Consider the following 24,125-nt stretch of genomic DNA (forward strand, 5'->3'; position numbering starts at 1 on the left):
CGCCCCTCGGCGCGACATGCCGGCCGGGGCGTGACCCGCGGGCGTCAGCAGGTGGTGTCGCCCGGCGGGACCGTACCGTCCAGCAGATAGGCGTCGACGGTGGCGTTCACACAGGCGTTGTGGGCGAAGTAGGCGCCGTGGCCCTCGCCGCGGTAGGTCAGCACCCGGCTGCCGTTGCCGAGGGCGGCCGCCATGCGGCGGGCTCCGGCGTACGGGGTGGCGGGGTCGCCGGTGGTGGAGACCAGGAGGGCGAAGGGGGCGCCGGGGGCGGCGACGTGGCGGGAGGCGCCGTCACCGGGCGGCCAGCCGGTGCAGGACAGCAGGGTGGCCTCGATGGCGGAGCCGAACAGCGGTGAGGCGGCGGTGAACTTCGCGTCGAGCGTGTGCAGGCCCGCGGCGGACGGGCGTTCCGGTGTGTCCTGGCAGTCGATGGCGAACTTGGCCATCTCGTAGTTGTCCCGCGGCGCCCCGGCCCAGTCGGCGGGCGCCGGGATGCGGCCCGGCGCCTGGCCGGGATCGCCGGGGTAGGCCAGCTGCATCATCAGCTCGCCGTCGCCCCGCCGCAAGTCCGCCAGCGCCTGCCGCAGATCGGGCCAGCTGTCCTTGGAGTAGAGGGCGTTCTGCAGCCCCTGGAGATAGCCGGAGCGGTCGAGCTGGCCCAGCGAGGTGGTGAGCGCCCGCCCGTCGAACTCCCGTACCCCGGCGGATATCCCGGCCAGTACGTGGGTGGCGTCGTGCCCCGGCACCGGGCAGGAGCCGGGGTGGGCCGCGCAGTCGGCGGCGAAGTCGGTGAGCGCCTTCTGGAACGCGGCGGTCTGCGCCAGCGCGGTGTCCGCCTCGTCGAGCGTCGGGTCGGGGACGCCGTCGAGGACCATACGGCCGGTCCTGTCCGGGAACTCGTGGGCGTAGACGGCGCCGAGCTTGCTGCCGTAGCTGAAGCCGAGGTACGCCAGCTTGTCGTCGCCGACGGCCTGCCGGATGACGTCGAGGTCGCGGGCGGCGTTGGTGGTGCCGACGTACGGCAGCAGGGTGCCGGAGACCGCGTGGCAGGCGCGGGATATCTGCCGGGCCTGGCCGACCGCGTCGGCGGCGGTCACACCGGACAGGTCGCCGCAGTCCACGGGGGTGCTGCGGGAGACGCCGCGCGGGTCGAAGCCGACCAGGTCGTAGCGGGTGTTGAGCCGGGCCAGGTCGGCGGCCGTCTCGTCGGTGAGGGTCGCGGTGCCGGAGATGCCGGGGCCGCCGAAGTTGATCAGCAGCGAGCCGAGCCGCGGTCCCGGTCCGGTGGCCGGGACGCGGTCGACGGCGAGGGTGAGGGTGCCGCGGTCGGGCTGGGCGTAGTCCAGCGGCACCTGGACGGTGGCGCACGCCACCTTCAGCGGCCACGCCCCGCCGACCGCGCCGCCCGATGCCGGGCAGCCGCCCCAGCTGAGCTGCTGCCGGTAGTACGCCCGCAGCCCGGAGCCGCCGTCGTCGCGGCCGGTACCGCCACCCGGGGCAGCGGGGGCGCTGAGCACGGCCATCAGCACCACGGCGACGGCCGCCGCCACCCTGGGTCCGGGCCTGCGTATCCCCCGCCGCGGACCCCGCGACGCCATCCCCGGAAGTGTCCGCCGAGCGGCCATACGCCCACCGTAGGCGGCACGCGGGGGCGTCGCATGCGGGCCGCACGGCGGCGCGGACGGCGGCCGGTAAGCGGCCCGGAAGCAGTCCGGAAGCGGCCCGGGCGGACGTCCCCGTCTTGCGGTTTCCCGGGGCTGCGGAAAGCTGAACAGCACAGGTCTGGACGCACAAGGTCCACGTCACTCCCGCGCGTGCACGAAAGGCGGACCGGATGGCCCGGAAGGCCCCGATGTCGGCGCGGTGGTCGGCGCGCTGGAACGAGTTCGCCCCCGGGGTGCCCGGGTGGTTCGGCGAGTTCTTCGGGTTCCTGGCCCTCTTCTGCGCGGTCCTGGCGGTGGTCACCCCGCTGCACCACGTGCTGGAGCCGGTGCGGCGGTGGATCGAGATCCTGACCGTCCCGGCCTCGGCGAACCTGGCGTACGCCGCGTTCCTGGTGCTGCTCGGCGGCGCGATGGCGGCCCGCAAACGGGTCGCGTACTGGATCGTGGCGGTCTTCCTCGGGCTGACCGTGCTGGCGAACATCCTGCTCATCACGGTGCGGGAGTGGAGTGCGATCCCGGCGCTGCTGATCACCGGGACCGTGCTCGGTGTGGTGATCGCGGCGCGCGGCCAGTTCTCCGCCCGGGTGCGCAAGGGCGCGTTCTGGCGGGCGCTGGGGGTGCTGGTCTGCGGTCTGGTGATCGGCGTCCTGGTGGGCTGGGGGATGCTGGTGCTCTTCCCCGGCACCCTGCACGGCTCCGACCGGCTGCGCTGGGCGGTCAACAAGGTGGTCGGCGGCGTCAACGACCTGCCGGCGAACGTCGGCCGGGCGCCGTACTGGACGAACTTCTGGCTCGGTCTGTTCGGCGCGCTGGCGCTGCTGGCCGCGGCGGCGACGCTGTTCAGGTCGCAGCAGGTCGAGGCGGCGCTGCACGGCGACGACGAGGGCCGGATCCGCGGCCTGCTGGCGAAGTACGGCGCGCAGGACTCGCTGGGGTACTTCGCGACCCGGCGCGACAAGTCGGTGGTGTTCTCGCCGAGCGGGAAGTCCGCGGTGACCTTCCGGGTGGAGGTGGGCGTCTGCCTGGCCAGCGGTGATCCGCTGGGCGACCCGGAGGCGTGGGGTCCGGCGATCGACGCGTGGCTGGCGTACGCGGCGGCCTACGGCTGGGTGCCCGCGGTGATGGGCGCGGGCGAGGAGGGCGCGAAGGCGTACGCGCGGGCGGGGCTCGGCGCGCTGGAGCTGGGTGACGAGGCGATTCTCGACGTGGCGTCGTTCGACCTGTCGGGGCGGGAGATGCGCGGCACCCGGCAGGCGGTCAACCGGGTCCGCCGCACGGGTGCGGGCAGCAGGATCCGGCGTCACCACGAGCTGTCGCCCGACGAGCTGCGGGAGGTGATCCGGCTCGCCGACCAGTGGCGGGACACCGACACCGAGCGCGGCTTCTCGATGGCCCTGGGGCGGCTGGGCGACCCGGCGGACGGCGAGTGCCTGCTGGTGGAGGCGCTGGACGGCAAGGGGCGGGTGATCGCGCTGCTGTCCTTCGCGCCGTGGGGGGACGACGGGGTGTCGCTGGACGTGATGCGGCGGGACCGCACCGCGCCGAACGGGATCATGGAGTTCATGGTCACCGAGCTGGCCACGGGCGCGGGGGCGCTCGGCATCCGGCGGGTGTCGCTGAACTTCGCGGTCTTCCGCTCGGTCTTCGAGGAGGGCGCGCGGATCGGCGCCGGGCCGGTGCTGCGGCTGTGGCGGCGACTGCTGCTGTTCTTCTCCCGGTGGTGGCAGCTGGAGGCGCTCTACCGCTCGAACGTGAAGTACCAGCCGGACTGGTACCCGCGCTTCCTCTGCTACGCCGACGCGAAGGACCTGGCCAGGATCGGACTGGCGTCCGGGATCGCCGAGGGCTTCGTGGAGGTGCCCCGGCTGCGGTTCTGGAAGCACCGGAGTTACGCCCAGCCGGCCGCGGCCGATCTGACGGCGCCGGACATCACCGAGGCGCAGCCGGCGCGGCGGCTCGCGCCGCACGCGAAGGCGGGGGCCGCGGCGGCGGGGACGGCTGCCGCGGCGGGTGCGGCGGCCGGTGCGGCCGCCGCCAAGGACCGGCGGAAGGTGCCACGGGCCGAGGAAGCCCCGGAGGCCGCCGAGGCCGCGGCGGCCGCCGAGACCCCCGCGACCGCCGCGCACGGCCCCGCGCGGCCCGAGCAGGTCCGGGTGCGGCTGGCGAAGCTGGAACGGCTGCGGCGCGACGGCACCGACCCGTATCCCCCGGGCGTCGCCCCGACGCACACCCTGGCGGCCGCGCGGGCCGCCGCCCCGGGTACGGACCTGACGCTGGCGGGCCGGGTGCTGCGGGTGCGCGACCACGGCGGCGTGGTGTTCGTGACGCTGCGGGACTGGTCGGGCGACCTCCAGCTGATGCTGACCCGGGACCGGCTGGCCCGCGACGGCCTGCGACGGTTCTGCACCACGGTGGACCTCGGCGACCAGCTGCGGGTCGAGGCGACCATGACGGCCGCCCGCGGCGGCGAGCCGACCGCGGACGCGTACACCTGGGTGCTCACCGGCAAGTGCCTGCACCCGCTGCCGGACAAGCGGCGCGGTCTGGCCGACCCGGAGGCGAAGGTCAGGCAGCGCTATCTGGACCTGGTGGTCAGCCCGGACGCCCGCTCGGTGCTGGCCGCCCGCAGCGCCGCCGTGCACTCGGTGCGCGCCACGCTGTCGGAGCGCGGCTTCCTGGAGGTCGAGACGCCGATGCTGCAGCCGGTGCACGGCGGCGCCAACGCCCGGCCGTTCACCACCCACATCAACGCCTACGACCTGGACCTGTATCTGCGGATCGCGCCCGAGCTGTACCTGAAGCGGCTGTGCGTGGGCGGCGTGGAGAAGGTCTTCGAGCTCGGCCGCACCTTCCGCAACGAGGGCGTGTCGTACAAGCACAACCCCGAGTTCACGATGCTGGAGGCGTACCAGGCGTTCGCGGACTACGACGTGATGCTGGAGCTGACGCGCGAGCTGATCCAGAGCGCGGCGACCGCGGCGAACGGGGCGCAGATCGCCCGGCGCGGTGACGGCGAGGAGGTCGACCTGTCGGGGGTGTGGCCGGTGCGCACGGTGTTCGGCGCGATCTCCGAGGCGCTGGGCGAGGAGATCGGCCCCGGCACGCCCGCCGACCGGCTGCGGACGCTGTGCGACGGGGCCGGGGTGCCGTACACGCCTGACGACGAGGCGGCCGACATCGTGCTGGAGATGTACGAGCGGCTGGTCGAGGAGCGCACCCAGGCCCCCTGCTTCTACAAGGACTTCCCCACCGACGTCTCGCCGCTGACCCGCGGGCACCGCGGCGACCCGCGGCTGGCCGAGCGCTGGGACCTGGTGGCGTACGGCACGGAGCTGGGCACCGCGTACACCGAGCTGACCGACCCGGTGGAGCAGCGCGACCGGCTGACCCGGCAGTCGCTGCTCGCGGCGGGCGGCGACCCCGAGGCGATGGAGCTGGACGAGGACTTCCTGACCGCGCTGGAGTACGCGATGCCGCCGACCGGCGGGCTGGGGATCGGGGTCGACCGGCTGGTGATGTTCCTCACGGGGCGGTCCATCCGCGAGACCCTGCCCTTCCCCTTGGTACGCCGCCGCTGAAGCGGGTTTTCGGGGGGTCGCGGGTGGCCGGAAGGAGCCTTCTGGGGGTTGCGCGGCCTGTTTACGGTAGTGGGCATGACGTACAAAAGCGGACGTTCTGGGTTGGTGAGCCGGGCGATGGCGTGGCGGACGGCCGCCGTGGTGGCCACCGCGGCGCTCGCCGGGACCGCGCTGGCCGCGTGCGGCACACCGCACGCGGGCGGCCACGCGTCGGCCGCCGGTGCGCGGGGCATCGCCCACAGCGCCCGCGACACGGCGCGGCCGGTCATCCCCGGCCAGCGAACCGCTCCCCCGGAGACCGGCCCGACTGGCACGACCGGCCCGACCGGCACGTCCGGGACCTCCGGCGCGTCCCGCCCCGCCGCCCCCTCCGAGGGCGGCACGGGCACTCCGGGCGGCACCACTGGCTCGGACACCCCGGGCACCGGCGGCACCACAGGCAGCACGGCCGGCGGCACCGGCTCCGCGCGCGGTGACTCCGCGCCGGGCGGCGCCGCGCACACCGCCGAGACGATCCAGCACTCGCTGGAGGACGGCGGCCGCTCGGTCGCCCTCACCTTCGACGACGGCCCCGACCCGCGCTGGACCCCGCGGATCCTGGACGTGCTGGCGCGGCACCACGCGAAGGCCACCTTCTGCGAGATCGGCCCGCACGCCGCCGCCCACCCCGACCTGGTGCGCCGGATCGTCGCCGAGGGCGACCGGCTGTGCGACCACTCCGTCCACCACGACGAGCGGCAGGGCGGCAAGTCGCTGGCGTACAACACGCACGAGATAGTCGACGCGCAGTCGGAGATATCCCGGGCCGCGGGCCCCGGCGCCGCGCTCTGGTACTACCGCGCCCCGGGCGGCGACTTCACCCCGCCGATCCGGCACATCGCCGCCGACCACGGACTGCGCCCGCTGGGCTGGACGGTGGACTCACGGGACTGGTCGCTGCCCGGCACCGACAAGGTGCTGCGCACCGTCGACCGGGAACTGCGGCCGGGCGCGGTCGTCCTGATGCACGACGGCGGCGGCGACCGCACCGAGACGGTGGCCGCGCTCTCCCGGCTGCTGGACCAACTCGACGCGCAGGGCTACACGTACAGCTTCCCGGCGCGATAAAGGCGGGACGGGCGCGCCGCGAGGTAGCGTGCAGGAGGCGCTCGGCGCCATCTCGTTCCGCACCTCTTGGAGGCTTCACCATGGCAACCACCCGCACCGCGACGACGCAGTGGAAGGGCCCGCTGATGGGCGGCGCCGGGACCGTCTCGCTGGACACCTCGGGCGTCGGCAGCTACGAGGTCTCCTGGCCCTCGCGCGCCGAGGCCGCGAACGGCAAGACCAGCCCCGAGGAGCTGATCGCCGCGGCTCACTCCTCCTGCTACTCCATGGCGCTGTCGCACGGTCTGGCCGGTGCGGGCACCCCGCCCGAGACCGTCACGACCCAGGCCAACGTCACCTTCCAGCCGGGTGAGGGCATCACCGGCATCGTCCTGTCGGTGCAGGCCCGCGTCCCCGGCCTGTCGGCCGAGGACTTCCAGGCCGCCGCGCAGGACGCCAAGGCCAACTGCCCGGTCAGCAAGGCCCTCGCGGGTGTGAACATCACGCTCGAGGCCGAACTGCTGGCCTGATCTGCCTGATCCCCCACCGGACAGGCGCCGGTCCCGGGCGGTTCAGTGACGGGTGACGTGGACCCTCCAGTCGCCGGTCGCCGTCCGCCCGAGGACCTGGAAGGTGAGACCCGCCGCCGGGTCGGTGAATCCCTCGCCGACCCGGAAGGGCGCGTCGTTGAGGGAGTTGAAGGACCCGCTGCTGAAGTCGCAGGCGGAGGTGCGCGGATGGGCGTCCTGGACGGTCACGGGCCCCGCCCCCGAGTCGACGTCGGTGCGCACCCGGTAGGCGAGGATCCCCTCGCGGCAGGCGTCGCGGTCGTTGCCCAGCGCCTGTCTCGCCTCCAGCACGTAGGCGCGCGTGGGACCGTAGGGAATGATCACGGCCTTGCGGCCGCCGGGTATCTCCACCGCCTTGAGCTGGTACGTCGCGTCGCTCCTGGTGGACACGCAGGCGATCTGCCGGTCGGTGATCCAGCCGAGCCGCCACTTGTGCCAGGCGAACAGGTCGCCCTGCAGTCCCCAGTCGAGCGACATGCTGTCCCACTGCCCGGCGAGGGTGTCGGTGTGCTGGAAGTCGTCGGCGGCGTAGAGGTCGGGCAGGCCGAAGGCGTGGCCGTTCTCGTGGCTGAGCACGCGCGGGCCCGACTGGTCGTGGCCGTAGATGAGCGAGACCTTGTCCAGGTGCGCGCCGTCGTCGGTGGTGGCGGCCGAGGCGCCGGTCCAGGTCACGGAGAGCACGGCCTCGTCGGCGGGCGGGCCCGCGTTCGGGGTGACCAGCACGTTGACCAGGTCGTAGCCGCGGAAGTCGATGCCGCGGTCCGCGACCTTGAGCAGGTCGCGCATCATCGCGGTGTGGGCGTCCCACCCGTAGCCGCGGCCTATCCCGTACGCCGAGAACGGCCGCGGCATCCGTATGTAGCGCAGGACGGGCGTCGACTCGTAGTCCAGGCGGCCGTAGGAGCTGACGGCGTACCAGTTCTTCACGGCGGGGAAGAACTCGGCGTAGCGCTCGGCGGCGCTGTAGGGCGCGTGGGCGTCGGGGAAGTCGATCAGCAGGGTCAGGGCGCGCACGCGGCCGGTGGCGGGGGCGAACTCGGCGTCGGGGCCGCGGGCCGAGCTGTCGGGGAAGCCCTCGGACATGGCGACGCCCGGGGTGGCGCGCAGCGCGCACGGCCGGGCGGCGGGCGGCGGTGAGGCCGACAGCGCCGGTCCGCGCGCTCCCGCGGAGACGGTGCTGCCGACGGCGAGCACACCTATCGCGCTGAGGGCGGCGGCACGCGCTCCCGTGCGGTGCAGCCACGCGGAGAAGGAGGCCATGGCCACAGGGCACGCCCTAAGCCCGCAGGCGGGGGCCGTCGGGGCCGGGTGCGCCCTCGGTGACCTTCACCGTCCAGCCGCCCGCCGCGGTGCGGCCGGTGACGGTCACCCGGATGGACTTGTCCGCGGTCAGATAGGACTCCCCCACGCCGAGCGGCGCGTCGGCCAGCGGCGGGTAGACGGACGTGGCGGCGCACGCGGAGGTGCCGGGGTGGCCGTCGAGCACGTCGATCGGGCCCTCGCCGGACTCGGTGTCGGAGCGGACCTCGTAGAGGAGTACGCCGGAGCGGCAGGTGGTGCCGTCGTTGCCCGCGGGCGTACGCGCCTCGATGGCCAGCGCGGTGTCGAGGCCGGTGCGCACCACCGTCAGCTTGGTGCCGCCGGGCGTCTCGTCGGGGCTGAGGTCGTGGTAGCTCGTGCCGGTGCGGGAGACGCAGTCGACCTGGGTGGCACCGAGCCAGCCGAGTTTCCACTTGTGCCAGGCGAAGGGGTCGGGGGCCAGCCCGAACTGGCTGCCCATCAGGTCCCAGTCGCCGACATGGGTGTCCCAGTCCGCGTTGCTGCCGGCCGGCGGCCGGTAGTAGAGGTCGGGCAGGTCGAAGACATGACCCGTCTCGTGGGCCAGGACGTTGCGGTCCGGCGGGTGCCGCTCGAAGACGGTGACCAGCCTGCCGATGCTGGTGCCGTCCACTGTGACGGGGGCGGCCAGGTTGACCACCTTGGTGGCGTCGGAGTCCACGCCGGGCGCGTCGGGGTCGGCCACCAGATAGACGACGTCGTAGCCGTGGAAGTCGACGACCGGGTCCGCCACCGCGATCGCGTCCCGCAGATAGGCGGTGCGGTGCTTGGCGTCCCAGTCCCGGTCGATCGCGTAGTACGTGGACGGGTGCGGCATCCGCAGCCAGTGGCCGACCGGGTGCACCCGCAGGTGGAACCTGCCGTAGGAGGCGCGCTGGAAGAAGTCGGTGGTCGCCGGGAAGTGGTCGGCCTCGACCTCCTGGGTCGTCAGGTCGGGGGTGGCGTCCGGGAAGGAGAGGAAGATCATCAGCGCGTTGACGTCGCCCGTGGGGCGGGCGTAGCCGCTCTCCCAGCCGTCGACGCCCTCGGAGTGGTGCACCGAGGTACGCGGCAGCAGGCAGGCGGTGCCCGCGGCGGCGGCCGCGGTCGGCCCCGACACCAGCGTCCACGCGACGACCGCGCAGAACACGCTGACAGCCGCGGCCGCCGAACGCAGGACGCGCCGGCGTACGCCTGTCGACACGCCTGCCGAGATGTCTGGCCGCCGCACATGGACCTCCGGGGAGGGTTCGTGAGCCCGTTCGGGACACCTCCATCACATTGCTATGGATTGTGGCGATATGTCCTGCTCAACTGCTCCATGCGGGCACCGCGCACCGATCACTACGGTCCGTAATGACCCACCAGAAGCGATCACTTGATCGAGATCGGTCGCACAGTGGATCGATCCCGTCGTACACGTGCGGAGAATCACCACGACGACGCTGGAACACCAACTCCGCCAGCCCATATGATCGCGAGCGAGACGAGAGCGACACGGGGAGCGGCAATGGGCGTACCCGCGGGCGGCCCCGGCGTCGGAGCCGAGAGTACGGCGCAAGTCATCACGCACAGTCACAGCTCTGCCCGGCGATCCGCCGACACGGAACTGCGCGACTACCGGGCCGCGTTCGCGATCGCCCAGTCAGCGATGGCTCTGCTGGCACCGGACGGCACCGTCCTGGACGCCAACCGGGCCCTCGGCACCCTGCTGGGTCTTTCACCCGAACGGCTGACGGCCGAAGGCGCCGCTTCCCTCCTGGGGCTTACCGGCGACGCGCACGCCCGTGGCGCGTTCCACGACGTGCTCTCCGGCCGCCGCGACCGGCTGCGCTGCACCCGCCGGATCACCCGGGGCGACGGGGCCGCGCTGCGGGCCGAGATCACCCTGTCCCGGGCCGCCGGCGGCGCCGCGCTGCTGCTGTCGGTCGAGGACGTCGGCGAGCGCGACACCCTGCGGGAGCAGCTGCGCCATCTGCGGATGCACGACCCGGTCACCCGGCTGCCCAACCGGGCGCTGTTCTTCGAGCGGCTGACCGACGCCTGCGTGACCACCGACGGCCGCACCGGGCGGATCGGCCTGTGCTACCTGGACCTCGACGGCTTCAAGGCGGTCAACGACACCCTCGGCCACCGCGTCGGCGACGCGCTGCTGGCGGCGGTGGCGCGGCGGCTGCTGTCCTGCGCGGAGCCCGGCGGCCATCTCGTGGCCCGGCTCGGCGGCGACGAATTCGTCCTGCTGGTACGGGACTCCACCGGCACCGGGCAGGCCACCGAGCTGGCCGAGTCCGTACTGACCGCGCTGCAGCGGCCGTTCGACGTGGCGGGCCACCGGCTCGCGGTCTCGGCCAGCATCGGCGTGGTGGAGCGCGAGGCGGCGGGGAGTTCGGCCACCGGTCTGATGCAGGCCGCCGACACCACGCTGTACTGGGCGAAGGCCGACGGCAAGGCGCGCTGGACGCTCTTCGACCCTGAGCGCAACGAGCACCGGATGACCCGGCAGGCGCTGTCGCGCACCCTGCGGCAGGCCGTCGAGCGCGGCGAGTTCGTGCTCGACTACCAGCCGCTGGTCGCGCTGGACTCCGGCGAACTGCGCGGTGTCGAGGCGCTGGTCCGCTGGGAGCACCCGCACTTCGGGCGGCTGGCGCCGAACCGCTTCATCGGTCTGGCCGAGGAGGACGGCTCGATCGTCCAGCTCGGCCGCTGGGTGCTCGCCGAATCGTGCCGCCAGGCCCGCGCCTGGCAGCAGGCGTACCCCGCCGCGCCGCTGACGGTGAGTGTGAACGTGGCCGTACGGCAGGTGTGGGACTCCGACCTGGTCGCCGACGTGGCCGCGATCCTGGCGCAGACGGGGCTGCCGCCGCGGCTGCTGCAGCTGGAGCTGACCGAGTCCGCGGTGATGGGCTCGGCGGGCCGCCCGCTGCAGGCGCTGCACGCGCTGCACGAGATGGGGGTGCGGATCGCCATCGACGACTTCGGCACCGGTTACTCCAACCTCGCCTACATGAGCCGTCTGCCGGTCTCGGCCCTCAAGCTCGACGGCTCCTTCGTCCAGGGCTTCCGCTCCGCCGAGCACCCCAACCCCGCCGACGAGACGATCGTCGAGGCCCTGGTCGAACTCGCCCACCGGCTGGGCCTCACCGTCACCGCCGAGTGCGTCGAGAACGCCGAACAGGCGGAGCGGCTGCGGCGTATCGGCTGCGACACGGGCCAGGGCTGGCACTACTCACGTCCCGTGGGGGCGGAGGCGATCTCCCGGCTGCTGGCCTGATTTCGCGGCTCGATCGCCGGCGGGGCGGAGAAATCAGCCCCTCCGGCGATTGAGGCGCACACGGAAGGGGCCCGCGTCCTCGGGGGGAGTGAGGACGCGGACCCCAGGTTGTTCAGCCGTCAGACCTTCGACGGAGTCGGCTCAGCAGGCGCCGAGGTCCTGCCAGACACCCCATTCACCGGTGGTGCCGGGCTCCTCGTTGGTGGTCCACCACTTGGCGTTCCAGTTGTGGCCCTTCCAGGAGACCTTGTTGCCGTTGACGTAGATCGCCGAGGCGGACCAGGACGGCAGGGTGCAGGTGCCGCCCGGCGGGGTGGTCGGAGGCGTGGTGGGCGGGGTGGTGGGAGGCGTCGTCGGCGGGGTCGTCGGCGGGGTCGTCGGCGGCGTCGTGGGGGGTGTGGTCGGCGGGGTGGTGGGCGGCGTGGTCTGGGTGCCGCAGCCGGAGGCCGAACCGTTGGTCGCGGTGACGATCTTGTTGAAGAGCGTCGCCGACGGGTCCAGGTCGAGCAGCGAGTACATCATCGAACCGGCCAGTCCGTGGCAGTGCGCGTAGTCCGCCTTGGCCTGGATGCCCTGGCTGCCCAGGCCGGTCCAGAACTCGTTGCCGTTGTAGAAGTAGTTGGACTGGCTGGCGGAGTCGTAGAACGTGGTCGACGCGTTGTCGACGATGCCCGACAGCTCCTTGTAGTACGCGGTGCCCGCGACCTGGCTGATGCCGCGTGCGGCGGCGGGCCCGGTGGCCGACTGGTAGAGGCCGTGGTTCGCGCCCGCCGTCACACCGGTCCACCCGCGGTAGTACATCGGGTAGCCCATGGTGATCTTGTTGGCCGGGAAGCCGCCGGGGATGCCGTAGGCCGAGTCACCGGTGGTCCACGCCTTGATCGCGCCGTCGGTGCTGTACTTCTCGGTGCCCGGCGGGATCGCGGTCGAGGGGTCGCTGGGCGACTGGTACGTCGGGTCCTGGTTGTTGGTCGGACCGGTCGCGTCCCAGGCGCCGTGCATGTCGTACGTCATGATGTTCGCGTAGTCGAGGTAGTTGCCGATCTTGTTGGTCTCGACGTTCGCGATCTTGTCCTGACCGGCCGGAAGGGCGGCGGTCAGCAGCATGTGCTTGCCGCCGTTGGCCGCGCCGTAGGCGTCCAGCTCGGTGCGGAACTCGGCCAGCAGCGCGGTGAAGTTGGCCTTGTCGGCCGCGCTGTAGTGGTTGCCGGTGTGGCCGTTGGGCGAGCCGGGGTACTCCCAGTCGATGTCGAAGCCGTCGAAGATGCCCGCACCGGTGCCGGGGCCGCCGTAGCCGCCCTGGACGGGCAGGTTGCCCTTGATGAACATGTCGATGCAGGAGCTGACCAGCTTCTTGCGGCTGGCGTCCGTCGCGGCGGCGTCGGAGAAGTACTTGGAGTACGTCCAGCCGCCGAGCGAGGCGACGATCTTCAGGTTCGGGTACTTCGCCTTGAGCTTCTTCAGCTGGTTGAAGTTGCCGACGATCGGCTGGTTCCAGACGTCGCCGACGCCGTCCACGCTGATGTCCGCGCCGTACGACTTCTGGTAGTCCGCGAACGCGTCACCCGCGCCGTCACCGGCGTTGGGGTCGGACTCGTTGGTGGAGTCCGACGCCTTGGTCGCCTCGAAACAGGTGAGGTTCGTCGGGTCGATGTTCTCGAACGAGTAGTTGAGAACGTTCAGCTTGCCCGCGATCCCCTCGGTGTCGAGGTTCTTCGGGTAGAAGGCGTTGCCGTACACGCTCCACTGGTCGTAGTAGGCGATCTTGACACCGCCGCTGCTCGCGGCTGCGGCGGCCGGCTTGGCCGCGGCGGTGGTGTCCGCCTGCGCGGTGCCGACGCCGCCGACGAGCGCGACGAGGCCGCCGACGGCGAGCGCGGCGCTGGTGGCGGCGGCCACGAGCGCTCTCTTCCTGGACTGCACGAGAACCTCCGGGGGGAGAGGGAGGAACAACAGGGGGCTGTGGCATGGATAGCCGCCTGATCAAGTGCACGTCAATGGTCTGAACCAGACTTAGGACTAGACCAATCCGCCGACAGGCCGACCGGTCGGTAGCCTTCCGCTTGATGCGCAAAGCCGCTCGTCAGGGGCTGACGAGCGGCTTTAACGCTGGCTTAAGGGTGCGGAATCAACCATTCCGCCGTTGGACCACGGGTGGCCGGGAAACGAGTCTTTAACCGGCGCGTCAGCCCGCGATGTCCTTCGGGAAGCCGTACGCGTCGGCGATCAGCTCGTACGAACGCAGCCGCGCGGCGGGGGTGTGGGCGTTGGCGGTGATCACCAGTTCGTCGGCCCCGGTGCGGGCGACGAGGTCGTCCAGACCCGAACGGACGGTGTCCGGATCGCCGTTGACGACGTTGGTGATCCAGGAGTCCACGAACTCCCGCTCCATCGGGCTGAACCGGTAGGCCGCCGCCTCCTCGGGGGTGGGCACCAGACCGGGGCGGCCGGTGCGCAGCCGCAGCATGGCCAGCGCGCCGGTGAGCACCTGACGGCGCGCCTGCTCGGGGTCCTCGGCGGCCAGCGCCGAGACGCCGATGGACGCGTACGGCTTGTCCAGCACCGCGGAGGGGCGGAAGGAGTCGCGGTAGAGCGCCAGCGCCGGGACGGTGTTGGCGGCGGAGAAGTGGTGCGCGAAGGAGAACGGCAGTCCCAGCTCGCCGGCCAGCCGGGCGCTGAACCCGGACGAGCCGAGCAGCCAGATGACCGGCCGCGACGGCGACTGCACCCCGCCGTCCGCACTGCCCTGCACCGGGCCGGGTATCGCGTGGATCCGGGCGTAGCGGTGGCCGTCGGGGAAGTCGTCGTCCAGGAAGCGGGTCAACTCGGCGAGCTGCCGCGGGAACTCGTCGGCGCCCTCGTGCAGACTCTCGCTCCGGCGCAGCGCGGCGGCGGTGGCGCCGTCGGTGCCGGGCGCGCGCCCGAGGCCGAGGTCGATCCGGCCCGGCGCCATGGCCTCCAGGGTGCCGAACTGCTCGGCGATCACCAGCGGCGCGTGATTGGGCAGCATGACGCCGCCCGAGCCGAGCCGCAGGGTGCGGGTGTGGGCGGCGAGGTGGGCGAGGATCACCGCGGGCGAGGAGCTGGCGACCCCCGGCATCGAGTGGTGCTCGGCGACCCACATCCGGTGGAAGCCGCGGGTCTCGGCGGTCCTGGCGATCTCGACGCTGGTGCGCAGCGCGTCGGTGGCGGTCAGCCCGCTGCCGACGGTGGCCAGGTCGAGCACGGACAGCGGTACGGGGGCGCTGCCGCGGACCGTGCCGCGGATATCGTGGTCGGTGCGTCGTTCTTCGTCTGCCACGCGGGCGCCTCCTCGATCGCTTTCCTGCCTGCCCCCAGCGCAACCGGAGACACCGTCCGGTTATTCCCCGGCCGGAATTCGACCCTGAGTGCGGCATTCCAGAAGAGGGCAATGACCTAGGCATATGCCAGAGTGGCGCCTTCCTGCATATACGCCCGCAGGAGGCCAGATAACTCCTCAACCGCCTCTACGGGAAACGCGATTGGGGCTATCGTGGATGCTGGCCGAGCTGCCGGAACGGGTCCATTCCGACCTTCTTCCGTGACCAGCAGCGACAGCCGGGACGCAAACGGTCATACCTGCAGGGGGCTACCGTGGCGCTTGAGAACCGACAGATCGCGCCGGTCTACGCGGTCCAGAACGCGCTGCGCGTTCTGGAATCCGTCGACTCCCACCGGCACGGCGTCACCGCCGAACAGCTGGCGCGCGAGATCGGTGTGCCGCTGGACTACCTCACGCATCTGCTGGCCATGCTGCGCCGCGAGCGCTATCTGGGCTTCCTGCCCGGCGGCGGATACGTGATCGGCGAGTCGCTGGTTCTGCTCGGCGCCGCCAACCGCGACCAGGCGCTCGCCGACAAGCTCAAGGCCGTACTGACCGAGCTGCGCGACGAGGTCGGCGCGGCGGTCTACTTCAGCCGTTACGACGACGGCGAGGTGCACATCATCGACTTCGCCGACGGACCCAACGCGCCGAAGGTCAACGAATGGGTGGACTTCCGGTCCGCCGCCCACGCCAGCGCGGTCGGCAAGTGCCTGCTCTCGCAGCTCGACCACAACAGCCGCCTGGAACACCTCTCGCGGCACCGCCCGGCCCGGCTGACCTCGCGCACCGTCGTCAACGACCGGGTGCTGCTCACCAAGCTGGAGCGCCAGCCCGCCAGCGTCCCCACCCTCGACCTGCAGGAGTACGCGGTCGGCACCGTGTGCGCCGCGATCCCGGTCACCATCGGCAAGACCGTCGCCTGCCTGGCGCTGTCGATGCCGTACTCGCAGGCCCACCGGCTCAAGCCCGCCGTCGACACGCTGCACCAGCGGGCCGCGCCCGTCCTGCTGTCGTTCACCATCTGAGCCGTCCGAGCCAGCTGAGCCGCCCGGGCACGCGCTCCGCACGACGAAGGCCCCCCGCTTCCGCGAGGGGCCTTCGACCGTCTGTGCGCCGCCAGGGACTCGAACCCCGGACCCGCTGATTAAGAGTCAGCTGCTCTAACCAACTGAGCTAGCGGCGCCTGCTGACGTGGAGATGTTACCTGATCCCGAGGGGTCGGCCCAAACCAGGTCGGACCCGGGCCGGGAAACGCCGAAGGCCCCCCGTTCACACGGAGGGCCTTCGCACGAGTGCGCCGCCAGGGACTCGAACCCCGGACCCGCTGATTAAGAGTCAGCTGCTCTAACCAACTGAGCTAGCGGCGCCTGACAGGATCATCATACGTGGTCGGAGGGCGTGCTCAGCACCACCGCCCCACCCGCTAGGACGGGCTCTGGGCCGCCCAGTGCGCCGGGCGGCCCAGGGCGGCGGGGAAGCGGGTGCGCGCGTCGCCGCGGGCCGCGTTCAGCTGGGACTGGGTGAGGAAGAGCGCGCCGGTGAGGTCGGTGCCGCGCAGATCGGTGTCGCGCAGGTCCGCGCCGATCAGGTCGGCGCCCCGCAGATCCGCGTCCCGCAGATCCGCCCCGATCAGATACGCGCCGCGCAGATCGGCGCCCCGCAGCGACGTGCCCCTCAGCTGCGCGCCGATCAGGTCGGCTCCCCGCCGGTCGCGCTTGCGGCCGGGGACGGCGGCCCTGGCAAGCTCGCTGGCGCGCAGCAGCACCACATTGACCTCGGCGCGGTGCGCGGCCACGTCCAGCGCCAGCAGCTCGTCCGCGGTGCCCCGGCTGAGCGCCGCCACCCGCTCGCTGAGCCGCGCGGCGGCGGTGTGCACGGGGCGGGCGGCGGGCAGCGCCAGGGTCTCGGCCAGGTACCAGAGCAGTTCGTGGAGCTGCCGGACGACCGGCAGCACCGCGAACATCGCCCGGCCGCCGTCCTCGGCGCCGCGCCAGTCCCGGCCGCCGAAGGTCACCTGGGAGATCTTCTGGCCCGCGCCGAAGCAGTCGTAGACGGTGCAGCCCTGGTAGCCGCGGCCGCGCAGCTCGGCGTGGATGCCGCAGCGGTGGCCGGGGCCGAGATGCCCGCAGGGCTCCCCCGCCTTCTTGTCGGCGGCGAAGTCCGCGGAGGCGGTGAAGGCCAGCGCCACACAGCACAGCCCGAAGCAGTTGCCGCAGTCGGCCCGCAGCCCGTCCGCGGCCGGTGTCCGGCTGTCGGTTCCTGCCTCGGTCACGGCGCACGCTCTCCCGTTCGGTCTCCCGGGCGGGCCGTCGTCCGGCCCGCCCGGGATCCATGGTGCCGCACGCCGCGACCGGGTCCCTACCCGGCGGTCACGGCGCCGGGAGGACGGCGGGCTTGGCCGCGGTGTAGAGCCAGGTGTGGAAGAAGTCGCCCAGCGGCTTGCCCGACACCCTCTCGGCGAGGTGCTGGAACTCGGCGATGGTGCCGTTGCCGTAGCGGTGCAGCGCGGGCCACGCCTTCAGCACCGCGAAGAACGCGCGGTCGCCGATGGTGGTGCGCAGCGCCTGGATGGCGACGGCGCCGCGGTCGTAGACGGCGTCGTCGAACTGGTTGGCGGCGCCGGGGTCGCCCGGCTTCACCGTCCAGAACGCGTCGCCGGCGGGGTGGGCGTCGTAGATCTGCTGGGCGAGCTGCTGCGGGGTGCCGGTGTGCTCGTGCTCGGCCCACAACCACTCGGCGTAGCTGGCGAAGCCCTCGTTCAGCCAGATGTCGGACCAGCGCTCCAGCGAGACGTCGTCGCCCCACCACTGGTGGGCCAGTTCGTGCGCCACGACGCTGGTGTCGGGCTTGTTGACGAAGAAGTGCGGGCTGTAGAAGACCCGGGTCTGCGATTCGAGGGCGAAGTGCGCGGTCACGTTGGGCACGTAGCCGCCCGCCGACTCGAAGGGGTACGGGCCGAAGTAACCGCTGAGGAAGTCGACGATCTCCGCGGTGCGCTCGACGCTGGCCCGCGCGTTGGCGGCCTCGGCGGCCGGGAGGTCGGTGCTGTACGCGTTGATCACCGGGACGCCGGTGCGGGTGCGGCTGTGGGTGATGTCGAAGTGGCCGACCGCCAGCGTGGCCAGATAGGTGGCCTGCTGCTTCGTCTCCCGCCAGTGGTAGGTGCTCCAGCCGTCCGCGGTGCGGCGGGAGACCAGCAGGCCGTTGCTGATCGCCTGGTCGCCGCTGGGCACCTGGACCTTCACGTCGTAGCTGGCCTTGTCGGCCGGGTGGTCGTTGCTGGGGAACCACCACCAGGCCGACTCCGGCTCGTTGGCGGCGACCGCGCCGTCCGGGGTGCGCTGCCACGAGGTGAAGCCGTAGCGCCGCACGGTCGAGGGGACGCCGGAGTACGTGACGGCGACGGTGATCGGGTGGCCCTTGGCGATCGGCTTGGCGGGGGTGACGACCAGCTCCTGCTCACCGCTGGTGGCGAAGCCCGCCGGCCGCCCGTTGACCACGACCTTGCTCACCGTGAGGGCGAAGTCCAGGTCGAAGCTGCTCAGCCCCTGGGTGGCGGTCGCGGTGATCACCGCGGTGCCGTCGAGCTGGTCGGTGGCGGGCTGGTACTTCAGGTTCAGGTCGTAGTGGGAGACGTCGTAGCCGCCGTTCCCGTAGGTCGGGTAGTACGGGTCGCCGATGCCGGGCGCGCCCGGGCCGACGTCGGCCGCGGATGCCGGGATCGCCAGCAGCAGGCCGATGGCGGCGGCGACGGGCGCGATCACTCTCGTACGCACAGGGGTCCTCCAGCGCGGGAGTCACAGGGTCAGTGGCAGGTACACGGCGACCCTAGGGAGACCCGGGCACCTCAGCCACCCCTTCCCTCACTGCTGTCGCAGAGTTTTCATCCTGGGCAACACAACGGCCGGATCCCGACCCACAGGTTTTTGCGCTTGCGGAGCCGGGTGGAGCTTGGAACTCTGGTACTGATCGGCGCGCCTTGAGGAGCTGGACGAGCGGCTGCCCCCGCCGGGAAGGCCAGATAGGTACACCATGTGAAGATCGCCTGGCTCAAGAAAGCCTTGCTGCGGGTCGAGGGCGAGTATCTGTCGCGGATGGGTATCTCGCTCCCGATCATCGCGATCATCGTGGTGGCCCTCGCCGACCTGGCCGCAGGCCGGGACCACTTCCTCACCCCGGGCATCATCGTCGCGCCGCCGCTCGCCGCGATCACGGTCAGCTGGCAGCGCACCATCTTCATCGGGTTCCTGGGGCTCGCCACCCAGGCCGCCCTCTCGCCGTACGACGGTGTGACCGACGTCAACGACCACGACATCCTCTTCGGGCAGTTGTTCGCCTACACGGCCGTCACCGTCTTCAGCGTCTACATCGCCTGGCGCCGCGAGACCGGCGCGCGGGCCTTCACCGCGATCACCTCGGTCGCGGAGGCGGCCCAGCACGCCCTGATGCGCCCGCCGGCGCCCCGGGTCGGCGGTGTCCGGCTGGCCGTGCGGTACGTGTCGGCGGCCGACGCGGCGCAGATCGGCGGCGACCTCTACTCCGTCCTGGAGACCCCGCACGGCGTGCGCGCCCTGATCGGGGACGTGCGCGGCAAGGGCCTGGGCGCGGTGCAGACCTCCGCCGTGGTGCTCGGCGCCTTCCGGGAGGCGGCGTTCGACGAGGGCGGTCTGGAGCGCGTCGCCCAGCGGGTGGACACCAGCGTCGGCCGCAACGGCACCAGCGGCGACTTCATCACCGCGCTGTTCGCGCAGTTCGACAAGCCGGACCGCGTGGAGCTGCTGCACTACGGCCATGTGCCGCCGCTGCGGGTCTCCCGCGACGGCGAGGTCGAGCAGCTCGTACCGACCGATCCCTGGCTGCCGCTGGGCCTGGCCGACATGGTGGACGACGGGCCCACGCCGTGGCGGGTGCCGCTGCTGCCCGGCGATGTGCTGGTGTTCTGCACGGACGGCGTGATCGAGGCCAGGAGCCCGGCCGACAACACCTTCTACCCGCTGGAGCAGCGGGTCGGCCCGCTGGTCAAGGGCAGTTCGCACGACCTGGACAGCGCGGTGGAGCGGGTCTACGCCGATCTGCTCGGGCACACGGGCGGCTCGCTGTCCGACGACGTCGTCCTGCTGCTGGTCGCCCCGATCCCGCGGCCGCTGCCCGCCCACCCGCAGGACCCGCCGGTCGTCACCGGCTGACCGGCGTCTCCCCGTTCCCGGCCCGCGAGGCGGTTCAGCGGGTGGCCCGCTCCAGCGCGATCAGCACCGACTCGTACGGCTCCCCCGTCGCGTGTTCCATGCCCAGCTCGCACATCCGGTTCGCGGACAGATAGGCGTCGTAGCCGCGCGCGGCGACCTCCTCGGCCTCCCGCCGGGTCGCGGCGTCCACCAGCTCCTCGTGCAGCGTGCCGCGGTCGGCGGCGAAGCCGCAGCAGCCGCTGTCGTCGGGCACCACGACCTCCCGCGCGCAGGCGCGGGCGACCGTCTCCAGCGCGTCCGTGTGCCCGAGGTGCCGCAGCGAGCAGGTCGGGTGCAGCACCGCGCAGCCGACCCGGTTGGCGACGGTCAGCTTGGGCAGCAGCTGCTCGGCGGCCCACACCACCGAGTCCACGACGGTCAGTTCGCCGTGCAGCTCGCGGTTGGCGTCGGTGAGGTACGGCACCACCTCGCGCGCGAGCCCGAGCGTGCAGGAACTGGCGTCCACCACCAGCGGCAGCCGTCCGCCGCCGGTCCACACCCAGGCGGCCTCCACGATCCTGTTGGCCATCACCGCGCCGCCCGCCGGGAAGCCCTTGGCGTGCCAGACGGCGGCGCAGCAGGTGCCCGCCACGTCGTCGGGTATCCACACCGGCAGCCCGGCCCGCGCGGAGACGGTGACGACGGCCTGCGGCAGCGACTCCCCCCGCTGCCCGCCGCCGGTCGCCGGGCCGCCGAGGATCCGGTTGACGCACGCCGGGTAGTAGACGGCGGCGGCCCCGGTCCGCTCGGTTCGGGGCAGCCGCGGTGCCGCGCCGGGCAGTTCGGGCAGCCACTCCGGCACCACTCCCGCGGGCGCGGCGCGGCGGGCCAGCGCGCCGGCCGCGGCCAGCGGGCGGTCGCCGACCCGGTCGCGTATCGCGCCCGCGGCGGCCACGGTGGCGCGGGCGGTGCGTTCCGCGGCGCGCCAGTGGGTGGCCAGCGCGGCGGCGGCCCGCTCCCGTCCCCGGGAGTGCCGGGCGCGGCGGAAGTCCCGCATCAGGGCGCCGGTGTCGATGCCGACCGGGCAGGCCAGCGCGCAGGTGGAGTCGCCCGCGCAGGTGTCGACGGCGTCGTAGCCGTACGCGTCGAGCAGCGCCTGCAGGACGGGTGAGCCCGCGGGCTGGCGGAGCATCTCGCGGCGCAGCACGATGCGCTGGCGCGGGGTGGTGGTCAGGTCGCGGCTGGGGCAGGTCGGTTCGCAGTGGCCGCACTCGACGCAGCCGTCGGCGGCCGGTTCGATGACCGGCAGCGTCTTCAGGCCGCGCAGATGGCCGCGCGGGTCGTGGTCGAGCACCACGTGCGGCGCGAGGATGCCGTCCGGGTCGAGCAGCCGCTTGATCCGCCACATCAGCCCGGTGGCCTGCGCGCCCCACTCCAGCTCCAGGTACGGCGTCAGGTTGCGGCCGGTGCCGTGCTCGGCCTTCAGCGAGCAGTCGAACCGCTCCACCATGGTGTGGCAGAAGTCGTCGAGGAAGGCGGCGTAGCGCTCCACCTCGGCGGGCACGCCCGGGTCGAAGGCGAGCAGGAATTGCAGGCCGCCGTGGGCGGCGTGGCCCGCGACGGCGGCGTCGTAGCCGTGCCGGGCCTGGAGGTCGAGCAGTTCCGCGCAGGCTTCGGCGAGCCGGTCCGGCGGCACCGCGAAGTCCTCGGTGAACAGAGTCGTGCCGGGCGGGCGGGCGCGGCCGACAGCCGCCACGAACGCCCTGCGCATCCGCCACAGCGCGGCGGCGCGCTCCCGGTCGCGGCTGAAGGCGTTGTCGGCGGACGGCACCGGGGCGATCAGCCCGAGGTCGTCGCACAGCCGGCGGGCGGCTCTCTCGTACGCCCCCAGCTCGGTGTCGTCCGCGGCCCGGAACTCCACCAGCAGGCAGGTGGTCTGCCGCGGCAGCCCCGCCCACTCCGCGGGCCCGCCCGGCACACCGGCCACCGCGCGCAGCGCGTTGCCGTCCATCAGCTCGACGGCGTCGGCTCCCGCCTGGTGGAACAGCGGTACGGCCGCGGCGGCGGCGGTCAGCGAGGGGAAGAACAGCAGGGCTGCGGTGGTGGCCGGGCGCACCGGCAGGGTTTCGAGGACCGCCTCGGCGACGAAGCCGAGCGTGCCCTGCGCGCCGCACATCAGGCGGCGCAGGATCTGGACGGGCGTCTCGGCGTCCAGGAAGGCGTCGAGGCGGTAGCCGCTGGTGTTCTTGATGGCGTGCTTGGCGCGGATCCTGGCGGTCAGCTGCTCGTCGGCCTCTATCTCGTCCCTGATGTCCAGCAGGCCCTGGCACAACTCGGGTTCGGCCGCGGCCAGCGCCGCGTCGGCGTCCGGGTCGCCGGTGTCCACGACGGTGCCGGACGGCAGGACCACCGTCATCGAGGCGACGGTGCGGTAGGCGGTGCGGGTGGTGCCCGCCGATATGCCGGAGGCGTTGTCGGCGATCACCCCGCCGAGGGTGCGGGCGACGGCGGCCACCGGGTCGGGCCCGAGCACCCGCCCGTACCGGGCCAGCGTCGCGTTGGCCCGCGCGAGCACGGTGCCGGGCAGGATCCTGGCCCGGGTGCCGTCGGCCTCGATCTCGACGCCGCTGAAGTGGCGGCGTACGTCCACCAGGATGTCCTCGGCCTGCGCCTGGCCGTTCAGGCTGGTACCGGCGGACCGGAAGACGAGGTTGCGGCGCTCGCGCCGGGCGTACCCCAGCAGCTTCACCACGTCCTGGGTGCTCTCCGGCACCACGACGGCCTGCGGCACGAAGCGGTAGGGGCTGGCGTCGGAGGCGTACCGGACGAGGTCCGACACCGCGCCGAGGACCTTGGCGGGGCCCAGCAGCGCCGTCAGTTCCGCGCGCAGGCCCGCCGGGGTGCCGCCGGCCCGCGACTCCTCGACCCGGTCCGGCACCGTGTCCCCGGCCGCGGGCGGCACGGGGCGCAGCGCATCCCCGTTCGGCTCACGTACGTCTCGCACGGGCATCAGGACCTCCTGGACGGGGATCTCACACCGTTTGCCAAGGTATGCCGGACTTGGCGTTCCCGCGCGACCACCTCGGTCTCCGTCCTCCGGCGGACGCGGGACCGGCGCGCGCGGGGAATACTCGGCAGCGTGGCCGGTACCGGGGACCGGCCCGGGATGGGGGCAGGCGTGGGTACGAATACGGGGACGGTGGCCGCTACGGGACCGGAAGCGAATACGGAGCCGGGTTCGGCCACCGGGGCGGCGCGCGAACAGTTGCTCGCCTCCACCTTCCTCGCGCTCACCGACACGCTCGGTGAGGAGGACGAGCCGTCGTGCGTCATGGAGCTGCTCGCCGAGCGGTGTGTACGGCTCGTCGACGTGGCGGCGGCCGGTCTGCTGCTCGCCGACCGGAGCGGTGAGGTGCGGATGGCGGCGGCCTCCGACGAGCGGGCCCGGCGGCTGGGGCTGGACGAGCAGCGCTGCGGTGAGGGGCCGGGTCTGGAGTGCTACCGGGACGGGCTGCCGGTGACGGCCGCGGAGCTGGCCCGGGAGGCGGTGCGGTGGCCGCGCTTCGCCGAGCGCGCGCTGGAGAGCGGGTACACCGCGGCGTTCGCGGTGCCGCTGCGGCGCGGTGAGGAGGTGATCGGGGCGCTGAGCCTGTTCCGTACGGCGCCGGGGCCGCTGCCGGCCGCCGACGCGGAGCTCGCGCAGGCGCTGGCCGACGCCACCACCGTGGGCGTCCTCCAGGCCCGGGCCCGGCAGCACCAGGCCGTGCTCGCCGCGCAGCTCCAGTCCGCGCTGGAGAGCCGCGTCCTGGTCGAGCAGGCCAAAGGTCTTCTCGCCGAACGCTGGCAGATCACCGTCGACGACGCCTTCACCCTCCTCCGCCGCCACTCCCGCGCCCACCGCCAACGCCTCCCCGACCTGGCCCGCGCCATCCTCACCCACCAACTCGACACCGACTCCCTCCGCCCTGGCCCAAGTTCACCCCCGTAATCCCGCCCTGCGCCGCGCCCCCGGCGGCCCGTGATCCCGCCCCGCCCCGCCCCGCCCCGCGCCCGTCCCCCGCGGATCGCACCCGCCCGCCGCCGAATCCACCCCACCCGACCTGCCCGCCCGCTGCCTCTGGCAGCGGGC

15 protein-coding genes and 2 tRNA genes are annotated in these 24,125 nt (G+C 73.0%); 7 read left to right on the plus strand and 10 right to left on the minus strand.

What is annotated here, in order from left to right; translation table 11 throughout:
- Nucleotides 1-44 precede the first annotated feature (44 nt).
- Nucleotides 45-1,598: an alpha/beta hydrolase gene (locus AB0M29_RS37645; RefSeq protein ID WP_365391280.1), complete on the minus strand. Its 1,554-nt coding sequence runs from the start codon at nucleotides 1,596-1,598 to the stop codon at nucleotides 45-47.
- Nucleotides 1,599-1,834: 236 nt separating this feature from the next.
- Here AB0M29_RS37645 and lysX point away from each other — a divergent pair, with 236 nt between their 5' ends.
- The 3 genes from lysX to AB0M29_RS37660 all read left to right on the plus strand — a co-directional run bounded on the left by lysX (nucleotide 1,835) and on the right by AB0M29_RS37660 (nucleotide 6,858).
- On the plus strand, nucleotides 1,835-5,242 hold the full coding sequence (gene lysX, locus AB0M29_RS37650) for a bifunctional lysylphosphatidylglycerol synthetase/lysine--tRNA ligase LysX (RefSeq protein WP_365391282.1): 3,408 nt from the start codon (nucleotides 1,835-1,837) through the stop codon (nucleotides 5,240-5,242).
- Nucleotides 5,243-5,317: 75 nt separating this feature from the next.
- Nucleotides 5,318-6,349 carry a polysaccharide deacetylase family protein gene (locus tag AB0M29_RS37655; protein WP_365391284.1) on the plus strand — a complete coding sequence of 344 codons (1,032 nt, stop codon included), beginning with the start codon at nucleotides 5,318-5,320 and terminating at the stop codon, nucleotides 6,347-6,349.
- Nucleotides 6,350-6,429: 80 nt separating this feature from the next.
- Nucleotides 6,430-6,858: an OsmC family peroxiredoxin gene (locus AB0M29_RS37660; protein ID WP_365391285.1), complete on the plus strand. Its 429-nt coding sequence runs from the start codon at nucleotides 6,430-6,432 to the stop codon at nucleotides 6,856-6,858.
- Nucleotides 6,859-6,900: 42 nt separating this feature from the next.
- Here the strand turns inward: AB0M29_RS37660 and AB0M29_RS37665 are convergent, their stop codons facing one another.
- Together AB0M29_RS37665 and AB0M29_RS37670 are read right to left on the minus strand one after the other, a co-directional pair.
- Nucleotides 6,901-8,157: a M6 family metalloprotease domain-containing protein gene (locus tag AB0M29_RS37665; protein WP_365391287.1), complete on the minus strand. Its 1,257-nt coding sequence runs from the start codon at nucleotides 8,155-8,157 to the stop codon at nucleotides 6,901-6,903.
- A 16-nt stretch (nucleotides 8,158-8,173) separates the two neighbouring features.
- Nucleotides 8,174-9,418: a M6 family metalloprotease domain-containing protein gene (locus AB0M29_RS37670; protein ID WP_365391289.1), complete on the minus strand. Its 1,245-nt coding sequence runs from the start codon at nucleotides 9,416-9,418 to the stop codon at nucleotides 8,174-8,176.
- A 306-nt stretch (nucleotides 9,419-9,724) separates the two neighbouring features.
- Here AB0M29_RS37670 and AB0M29_RS37675 point away from each other — a divergent pair, with 306 nt between their 5' ends.
- Complete coding sequence (locus tag AB0M29_RS37675) at nucleotides 9,725-11,485, plus strand: EAL domain-containing protein (protein ID WP_365391291.1); 1,761 nt, start codon at nucleotides 9,725-9,727, stop codon at nucleotides 11,483-11,485.
- Between the two features lie 141 nt (nucleotides 11,486-11,626).
- On the opposite strand, the gene AB0M29_RS37680 is transcribed toward AB0M29_RS37675, so the two are convergent.
- Nucleotides 11,627-13,408, minus strand: coding sequence for a glycosyl hydrolase family 18 protein (locus tag AB0M29_RS37680; protein WP_365391293.1), 1,782 nt, complete (start codon nucleotides 13,406-13,408; stop codon nucleotides 11,627-11,629).
- A gap of 262 nt (nucleotides 13,409-13,670) precedes the next feature.
- Complete coding sequence (locus AB0M29_RS37685) at nucleotides 13,671-14,786, minus strand: LLM class flavin-dependent oxidoreductase (protein ID WP_365391295.1); 1,116 nt, start codon at nucleotides 14,784-14,786, stop codon at nucleotides 13,671-13,673.
- A 314-nt stretch (nucleotides 14,787-15,100) separates the two neighbouring features.
- Here AB0M29_RS37685 and AB0M29_RS37690 point away from each other — a divergent pair, with 314 nt between their 5' ends.
- Nucleotides 15,101-15,856 carry an IclR family transcriptional regulator C-terminal domain-containing protein gene (locus AB0M29_RS37690; RefSeq protein WP_365391297.1) on the plus strand — a complete coding sequence of 252 codons (756 nt, stop codon included), beginning with the start codon at nucleotides 15,101-15,103 and terminating at the stop codon, nucleotides 15,854-15,856.
- Nucleotides 15,857-15,940: 84 nt separating this feature from the next.
- Here the strand turns inward: AB0M29_RS37690 and AB0M29_RS37695 are convergent.
- From AB0M29_RS37695 to AB0M29_RS37710, 4 genes are all read right to left on the minus strand, one after another.
- Nucleotides 15,941-16,014 (minus strand) — tRNA-Lys (locus tag AB0M29_RS37695).
- A 110-nt stretch (nucleotides 16,015-16,124) separates the two neighbouring features.
- A tRNA-Lys gene (locus AB0M29_RS37700) sits at nucleotides 16,125-16,198 on the minus strand.
- A 56-nt stretch (nucleotides 16,199-16,254) separates the two neighbouring features.
- Nucleotides 16,255-17,103 (minus strand): pentapeptide repeat-containing protein, encoded by an 849-nt coding sequence (locus tag AB0M29_RS37705; protein WP_365391299.1) that lies wholly within the window; start codon nucleotides 17,101-17,103, stop codon nucleotides 16,255-16,257.
- A gap of 97 nt (nucleotides 17,104-17,200) precedes the next feature.
- Nucleotides 17,201-18,607: a M1 family metallopeptidase gene (locus AB0M29_RS37710; RefSeq protein ID WP_365391301.1), complete on the minus strand. Its 1,407-nt coding sequence runs from the start codon at nucleotides 18,605-18,607 to the stop codon at nucleotides 17,201-17,203.
- Between the two features lie 258 nt (nucleotides 18,608-18,865).
- Between AB0M29_RS37710 and AB0M29_RS37715 the strand changes: the two genes are divergently transcribed.
- Nucleotides 18,866-20,017: a PP2C family protein-serine/threonine phosphatase gene (locus AB0M29_RS37715; protein WP_365391303.1), complete on the plus strand. Its 1,152-nt coding sequence runs from the start codon at nucleotides 18,866-18,868 to the stop codon at nucleotides 20,015-20,017.
- Between the two features lie 34 nt (nucleotides 20,018-20,051).
- Here AB0M29_RS37715 and AB0M29_RS37720 read toward each other — a convergent pair whose 3' ends face one another.
- Entirely contained in the window at nucleotides 20,052-23,006 is a 2,955-nt protein-coding gene (locus AB0M29_RS37720; protein WP_365391305.1) for an FAD-binding and (Fe-S)-binding domain-containing protein, read from the minus strand.
- 168 nt (nucleotides 23,007-23,174) lie between these two features.
- On the opposite strand from AB0M29_RS37720, the gene AB0M29_RS37725 reads away from it, so the two are divergent.
- Entirely contained in the window at nucleotides 23,175-23,984 is an 810-nt protein-coding gene (locus tag AB0M29_RS37725; protein ID WP_365391307.1) for a GAF and ANTAR domain-containing protein, read from the plus strand.
- Nucleotides 23,985-24,125 lie beyond the last annotated feature (141 nt).

The organism is Streptomyces sp. NPDC051976, from assembly GCF_040680795.1.
GTDB lineage: Bacteria > Actinomycetota > Actinomycetes > Streptomycetales > Streptomycetaceae > Actinacidiphila.

Excerpts from the sequence above, each read along its gene's own strand:
- AB0M29_RS37665 (WP_365391287.1), bottom strand. The coding sequence starts at position 8,157 with ATGGCCTCCTTCTCCGCGTGGCTGCACCGCACGGGAGCGCGTGCCGCC.
- AB0M29_RS37660 (WP_365391285.1), top strand. The coding sequence starts at position 6,430 with ATGGCAACCACCCGCACCGCGACGACGCAGTGGAAGGGCCCGCTGATG.
- AB0M29_RS37720 (WP_365391305.1), bottom strand. The coding sequence starts at position 23,006 with ATGCCCGTGCGAGACGTACGTGAGCCGAACGGGGATGCGCTGCGCCCC.
- AB0M29_RS37645 (WP_365391280.1), bottom strand. The coding sequence starts at position 1,598 with ATGGCGTCGCGGGGTCCGCGGCGGGGGATACGCAGGCCCGGACCCAGG.
- AB0M29_RS37675 (WP_365391291.1), top strand. The coding sequence starts at position 9,725 with ATGGGCGTACCCGCGGGCGGCCCCGGCGTCGGAGCCGAGAGTACGGCG.
- AB0M29_RS37655 (WP_365391284.1), top strand. The coding sequence starts at position 5,318 with ATGACGTACAAAAGCGGACGTTCTGGGTTGGTGAGCCGGGCGATGGCG.
- lysX (WP_365391282.1), top strand. The coding sequence starts at position 1,835 with ATGGCCCGGAAGGCCCCGATGTCGGCGCGGTGGTCGGCGCGCTGGAAC.